The sequence below is a fragment of the Rahnella victoriana genome (assembly GCF_004330295.1).
Taxonomy (GTDB): domain Bacteria; phylum Pseudomonadota; class Gammaproteobacteria; order Enterobacterales; family Enterobacteriaceae; genus Rahnella; species Rahnella victoriana.
On the sequence record NZ_SJOJ01000023.1, the window covers coordinates 81,539 to 88,395 of the forward strand.

Genomic DNA, 6,857 nt, shown 5'->3' on the forward strand with positions numbered 1-6,857 from the left:
TCCTTATGCCTGATTACCGGTGCTGAAGTTTTCCAGCGGAGCCGCAACCGGATAATAACTTTCATTGGTTTGCGCTTTGGCGCGTAACCCGGCCGGTGCCTGATACATCGGCCCCAGATGGGCGTACTGTTCGGTCATTTTCAGATATTCGGCGGTGCCGAGGGTATCGAGATAACGGAACGGACCGCCGTGGAACGGAGGGAAACCGATGCCGTACACCAGCGCCATGTCGGCTTCCGCCGGGCTGGCAATAATGCCTTCCTCAAAACAGCGCACCACTTCGTTAATCATCGGGATCATCATGCGGGCGATGATGTCCTGCGGTGAGAAATCCGCGTGTGCCGGTTTCAGGTTGTCGGCCAGCAGGCTGATCGCCTGTTCATCGACGTCCTTACGCGGCTTGCCTTTGCTGTCTTCACTGTAGCGGTAGAAACCGAGCTGATTCTTCTGGCCGAAACGACGGTTATCAAACAGTACATCGACGGCATCACGGTAATCCCGCGCCATACGGTCAGGGAAACCGGCGGCCATCACCGCTTGTGCGTGATGCGCGGTGTCGATACCGACCACATCCAGCAGATACGCCGGGCCCATCGGCCAGCCGAACTGTTTTTCCATCACTTTGTCGATCTGGCGGAAATCGGCACCGTCACGCAGTAACAGGCTGAAACCGGAGAAATACGGGAACAGCACGCGGTTAACGAAGAAGCCCGGGCAGTCATTGACGACGACCGGCGTTTTCCCCATGGTCAGCGCGTAGGAGACGATGCGTGAAATCGTTTTGTCTGAAGTTTTTTCGCCACGGACGATCTCCACCAGCGGCATCCGGTGAACCGGGTTGAAGAAGTGCATGCCGCAGAAGTTTTCCGGACGCTTCAGCGAGGAGGCCAACTGATCGATGGGAATGGTCGAGGTATTCGACGCCAGCACGGTATCGGCATCGAGCAGCGATTCCGCTTCCGCCAGAACGGCAGCTTTGACTTTTGGATTCTCTACCACGGCTTCAACGACTACGCTGGCGCGTTCAATGCCGCTGTAATCCAGCGTCGGATGAATGGTGGACAGCACTTTAGCCATCTTCATGCCGTCGAGTTTGCCGCGCTCGAGTTGTTTGTTCAGTAATTTGGCTGCTTCGTTCATGCCGAGCGTCAGCGACTGGTCGTTGATGTCTTTCATCACCACCGGCACGCCTTTCAGCGCCGACTGATAGGCGATCCCGCCGCCCATAATCCCTGCGCCCAGTACCGCAGCCTGTGTCGGTTTATCACTGCCGTGAGCCAGTTTTTTGGCTTTGCCTTTCACAAACTGATCGTTGAGGAAAATGCTGACCAGCGCGCGGGCTTCTTTGGATTGCGCGAGAGGCACAAAACTGGCAGTTTCCAGTTGCAGGGCTTCATCACGGCCAAGACGCGCCGCCGCTTCAATGGTTTTCACGGCAGTTATTGGCGCCGGATAATGTTTACCGGCATTTTGCATGACCATGCTTTTGGCGACGCTGAAGCTCATCGCCGCTTCAATCTGGCTGAGTTTCAGCGGCAGACGTTTCGGATCACGGCGGTTATGCCAGTCCAGTTTTCCGTCGACGGCATTTTTCAGCATGGTAATACCGGCATCGCGCAGTTTGTCGGCGTCTACAACGGCATCCACCAGCCCGATTTTCAGGGCCTCTTTCCCGCTGATATTTTTACCGGCGGCGATAATTTCCAGCGCACTGTCGGTGCCGATCAGACGCGGCAGGCGTACCGAGCCGCCGAAGCCCGGCATAATGCCTAAGCTGGTTTCCGGCAAGCCAATGCGGGCATCGGCGGTGCTGATGCGAAAATCAGTCGCCAGCACACATTCACAACCGCCACCCAGCGCATAACCGCTGATGGCAGACAGTGTGGGCACCGGCAGGTCTTCCAGACGGTTAAAAATGCTGTTGGCGAAGTCCAGCCACTCATGCAGTTTTTCTGCGGGTGCGTTGAATAAAGAAAGGAATTCAGTGATATCTGCGCCAACGATAAACGCCGGCTTGGCCGAACTCAGCAGCAAACCTTTCAGCTCAGACTGCTTTTCAAGTACGGCAATCGCTTCGCCCAGGCTGGCGACCGTTTGGGTGTCGAGTTTGTTGACCGAGCCTGGAGCATCAAACACCAGCTCCGCGATACCGCCGTCGAGCCAGTGCAGGTGTAATGTTTCGCCTTGGTAGAGCATGTGTCTCTCCTGAATCATCGGGGATGATCTGGTATGACCAGATGCTTTGGAGTGTGGTTTTTATGTTAATAATTTGCAAATGAGATGTGTTTTATTTGCAGGCAAGATCACAAACCTTCGGGGACTATGGTCGCGGTAAGGCTGTGGTAAGATGCTGCATCGTCTTTCAGGTGAAAAAAGGACAGTTGGATGGAATCGCTTACTACGCTTTATAAAGAACATATCGCCACGCTGCAGACGCGTGCCCGTGAAATTCTGCAACGTTCTCAGCTTGATGCGTTACTGATTCACTCCGGTGAATTGCTGACGACCTTCCTTGATGACCACAGTTATCCTTTCAAAGTAAACCCGCAGTTCAAGGCCTGGGTGCCGGTCACGCAGGTGCCAAACTGCTGGCTGTGGGTGGATGGCGTGAATGCGCCGAAGCTGTGGTTCTATTCTCCGGTGGATTACTGGCACAGCCACGAGCCGCTGCCGGAGTCCTTCTGGACCAAAGAAATTTCCCTGACGCCGCTGGCCAATGCCGATGACATCAAAGGCCAGTTGCCGGTTGATCTCAAACGTGTGGGATATATTGGTTACAGTCAGGATCGCGCGATCAGCATGGGTATCCCTGCCGGGAACGTGAACCCGAAAGCGGTGCTGGATTTCCTGCATTATCATCGTGCCGACAAAACAGATTATGAACTGGCCTGTATGCGTGAAGCGCAGAAAGTGGCCGTCAGCGGACATCGCGCGGCGAAAGAAGCCTTCCTGTCCGGCATGAGCGAGTTCGACATTAATCTGGCGTATCTCACCGCCACCGGACACCGTGATACCGATGTGCCTTACAGCAACATTGTCGCGCTCAATGAACACGCGTCCATTCTGCACTACACCACGCTCGATAATCAGCCGCCTGCCGAAATGCGCAGTTTCCTGCTGGATGCCGGTGCGGAATACAACGGTTATGCCGCCGATCTGACGCGTACCTATGCCGCCAAACCTGACAGTGATTTTGCCGCGCTGGTGAAAGATCTCAATACCGAAGAACTGGCGTTGATCGATACGATTAAAGCCGGTGTGCGCTATACCGACTATCATGTTCAGATGCATCATCGCATCGCCAAATTGTTGAAAGCGCACAAGCTGGTGGTAGATATCAGTGAAGACGCCATGGTGGAACAGAACCTGACCGGGCCTTTCCTGCCGCATGGTCTGGGGCATCCGCTGGGGTTACAGGTTCACGATGTCGCCGGGTTTATGCAAGACGATACGGGGACACATCTGGCCGCGCCTTCGCAATATCCTTATCTGCGTTGTACCCGCATGCTGGAGCCGGGGATGGTGCTGACCATCGAGCCGGGGCTGTATTTCATCGATTCGTTGCTGTTACCGTGGCGCGAAGGGCAGTTCAGCAAGCACTTTGCCTGGGATCGTATCGATGCGATGAAGCCATTTGGCGGTATCCGTATCGAAGACAATATTGTCATCCACGATAACCGTATCGAAAATATGACACGTGACCTGAAGCTGGCCTGATGCAGCCTTACTCCGTCCCCGCTGAGCCAGTCAGTTTCAGTGAAGAGATAAAGAAAAGCCGCTTCATCACCTTGCTGGCGAGAACGGAAGGGATTGAGGCGGCAAAAGCCTTTATTCAGGATGTCAGACATCAGCACCCTGCAGCGCGACATCACTGCTGGGCGTTTGTGGCTGGCGCGCCGGATGATTCTCAGCAACTGGGCTTTTCTGATGATGGCGAACCGGCGGGCACAGCCGGTAAACCCATCTTAAGTCAGCTGATGGGAAGCGGGGTGGGAGAGATCACAGCCGTCGTGGTGCGTTATTACGGCGGCATTATGTTGGGCACCGGCGGGTTGGTGAAAGCCTACGGTGGCGGTGTTCAGCAGGCATTAAAACAACTTGTCGTGCAGCAAAAGGTGCCGCTGGCCGAGTTCGCGGTGCAGTGTGATTACAGCCAGTTACAGCTGGTGGAAACGCTGCTTTCGCAGGTGGGCGGACATATTTTACGCAGTGAGTTTGGCGCTGCGGTGGATCTCGTTCTGGCGTTGCCTGCGGCGGATGCGCCGGCAACGGTCAGTCACTTATTCGATATCAGCCGTGGCACGCTCATTCTGCGTCCGGTTTCTTAAATTTTTCTATGGTTAATTCGCTGAGGAACGCACCAGCATGCATTTTCGTGCCATAACACGCATTGTGGGGGTGCTCGTCATCCTTTTCTCGGGAACGATGATTATTCCCGGCCTGGTCGCTTTAATTTACCGCGATGGTGCGGGGCGTGCGTTCAGTCAGACCTTCTTCGTGGCGCTGGTGATCGGCCTGCTGCTCTGGCTGCCAAACCGGAAGCAAAAAAGTGAGCTTAAGCCACGGGAAGGTTTCCTGATCGTGGTGCTGTTCTGGACGGTGTTGGGCAGCGTCGGGGCACTGCCTTTTCTGTTTTCCGAGCGGCCAAATCTTTCCCTTACCGATGCTTTCTTTGAATCCTTCTCCGGTCTGACGACCACGGGCGCCACTACGCTGGTCGGGCTGGATTCGTTACCGAAAGCCATTCTGTTCTACCGGCAGATGCTGCAGTGGTTCGGCGGGATGGGGATCATTGTGCTCGCGGTGGCGATTCTGCCCATACTCGGTGTCGGTGGGATGCAGTTGTATCGTGCCGAAATGCCGGGGCCGCTGAAGGATAACAAGATGCGCCCGCGAATTGCTGAAACCGCCAAAACGCTGTGGCTTATTTATGTGCTGCTGACCATTGCCTGTGCACTGTCCTTATGGGGCGCAGGCATGCCGGTCTTTGATGCGATTAGCCACAGTTTCTCAACTATCGCCATCGGCGGCTTCTCGACGCACGACGCCAGCATCGGGTATTTCCACAGCGGAACCATCAATACCATTGTGGCAGTTTTCCTGCTGATCTCCGGTTGTAACTATGGTCTGCACTTTGCGGTGCTGAGCGGGCGAAATCTCAAGGTGTACTGGCGTGACCCGGAATTCCGTATGTTTATCGGCGTGCAGTTCACGCTGGTGATCATCTGTACGGTGATTCTCTGGATCCACAATACCTACGGCTCAGGGCTGGAAACGCTGAATCAGGCATTCTTCCAGGTGGTTTCCATGGCTACCACGGCGGGATATACCACGGACAGTATTTCCAAATGGCCGCTGTTCCTGCCTCTTCTTCTATTATGTTCTGCCTTTATCGGGGGTTGTGCCGGTTCTACCGGTGGCGGCCTGAAAGTGATCCGCATCCTGTTGCTTTACTTACAGGGCTCACGCGAGCTGAAAAGGCTGGTTCACCCGAATGCGGTTTACACCATTAAATTGGGTAACCGCGCATTGCCGGAACGTATTATTGAAGCGGTGTGGGGTTTCTTCTCCGCTTACGCGCTGGTGTTTATTGTCAGTATGCTGGCGATTGTGGCGACCGGCGTGGATAACTTCTCCGCTTTTGCCGCCGTGACCGCGACACTCAATAACCTCGGGCCGGGCCTGGGGGTCGTGGCGGATAACTTTGCTTCGATGAATTCGGTGGCGAAATGGATCCTGATCGTCACCATGTTATTTGGTCGTCTGGAAGTCTTCACATTATTAGTGCTGTTCACGCCGACGTTCTGGCGGGAATGAGTTTAGGAAAGGGAAACCAGTATGAAAGCGTTGATACTCTATTCAAGTCGTGACGGACAAACGCATGCTATCGCTTCTTATATAGCGAATGAGCTGAAAGAGAAGTGCAGCTGCGATGTGGTCGATCTGGCTCATGCAGAACGCGTCGATCTGAAAAGCTATGACCAGGTCATGATCGGTGCCTCTATACGTTACGGTCATTTTAATCCGGTGCTGGATAAATTCGTTAAAAAGCATGCCGGTATCCTTAACCACATGCCTTCGGCATTTTTCGGCGTTAACCTCACTGCGCGTAAACCCGAGAAACGTACGCCGCAGACGAATGCCTATGTGCGTAAGTTCCTGCTGGCGTCACCGTGGGAGCCGGCAATGTGTGGTGTCTTCGCCGGCGCATTACGTTATCCGCGCTATCGCTGGTTCGACAAGGTGATGATCCAACTTATTATGCGTATGACCGGCGGTGAAACGGATACCCGTAAAGAAGTCGAATATACCGACTGGCAGCAGGTGGCTAAATTCGCTGAAGATTTTGGGCAAATATCGTATAAAAAATCGCACTAATGCGGGCTAAATAGTCGTTTAGACCAAAAAGAAAGCATTCAGAAAGTTTTTTGAAATTAGGGGTTGCGGCCTTCTGAGAACTCCCTATAATGCGCCTCCACTGACCGGGAACAACGACTCCTCTAACGAGAACCAAGTCGCCCAGTCAGGAAGAATCAACCCGGTGAAAACACCGCATCTTGTAAAAGAAAATGGTTGACTCTTCAGGGAGAAAGAGTATTATCTGCCTCCCACGTTGCTGAGTTAAGTCTCGCAACGTACGCTCTTTAACAATTTATCAGACAATCTGTGTGGGCACTCACAAGACGATATCAGCCACTTCGGTGGCAAAAAATATCAAGTCTTAGAGTGACCAAGCAGTAATTCATTTAGTTGAATTATTACGAAGTAATCTCTGAGCATCGCTTCACTTGTTGAAGCAAATCGAACTTTTAATTGAAGAGTTTGATCATGGCTCAGATTGAACGCTGGCGGCAGGC

The 6,857-nt window shown here is 53.6% G+C and carries 5 protein-coding genes; 4 read left to right on the top strand and 1 reads right to left on the bottom strand.

The annotated features are described in order from the left end of the window. Positions 1-3: 3 nt before the first annotated feature. Positions 4-2,196, bottom strand: coding sequence for a fatty acid oxidation complex subunit alpha FadB (gene fadB / locus EYY67_RS18480; protein ID WP_131694087.1), 2,193 nt, complete (start codon positions 2,194-2,196; stop codon positions 4-6). 189 nt (positions 2,197-2,385) lie between these two features. Between fadB and pepQ the strand changes: the two genes are divergently transcribed. From pepQ to hemG, 4 genes are read left to right on the top strand one after another with little or no spacing between them, the layout of a single operon-like run. Then, positions 2,386-3,717: a Xaa-Pro dipeptidase gene (pepQ, locus tag EYY67_RS18485; protein WP_131694088.1), complete on the top strand. Its 1,332-nt coding sequence runs from the start codon at positions 2,386-2,388 to the stop codon at positions 3,715-3,717. Further along, the gene (locus tag EYY67_RS18490; protein WP_131694089.1) at positions 3,717-4,328 is read left to right on the top strand and encodes an IMPACT family protein; all 612 of its coding nucleotides are present in this window, start codon (positions 3,717-3,719) and stop codon (positions 4,326-4,328) included. Before pepQ ends, EYY67_RS18490 begins: the two co-directional genes overlap by 1 nt. Positions 4,329-4,365: 37 nt before the next feature. Beyond that, positions 4,366-5,817, top strand: a complete 1,452-nt coding sequence (gene trkH / locus EYY67_RS18495) for a Trk system potassium transporter TrkH (RefSeq protein ID WP_095924278.1) — start codon at positions 4,366-4,368, stop codon at positions 5,815-5,817. Positions 5,818-5,838: 21 nt separating this feature from the next. Continuing rightward, a complete protein-coding gene (gene hemG, locus EYY67_RS18500) occupies positions 5,839-6,378 on the top strand; it encodes a menaquinone-dependent protoporphyrinogen IX dehydrogenase (protein ID WP_119825654.1) in 540 nt (179 codons plus the stop codon). Positions 6,379-6,857 lie beyond the last annotated feature (479 nt).

Bases quoted from the DNA above. Each gene is read 5' to 3' on its own strand.
- fadB (WP_131694087.1), bottom strand. From the start codon at position 2,196: ATGCTCTACCAAGGCGAAACATTACACCTGCACTGGCTCGACGGCGGT.
- pepQ (WP_131694088.1), top strand. From the start codon at position 2,386: ATGGAATCGCTTACTACGCTTTATAAAGAACATATCGCCACGCTGCAG.
- EYY67_RS18490 (WP_131694089.1), top strand. From the start codon at position 3,717: ATGCAGCCTTACTCCGTCCCCGCTGAGCCAGTCAGTTTCAGTGAAGAG.
- trkH (WP_095924278.1), top strand. From the start codon at position 4,366: ATGCATTTTCGTGCCATAACACGCATTGTGGGGGTGCTCGTCATCCTT.
- hemG (WP_119825654.1), top strand. From the start codon at position 5,839: ATGAAAGCGTTGATACTCTATTCAAGTCGTGACGGACAAACGCATGCT.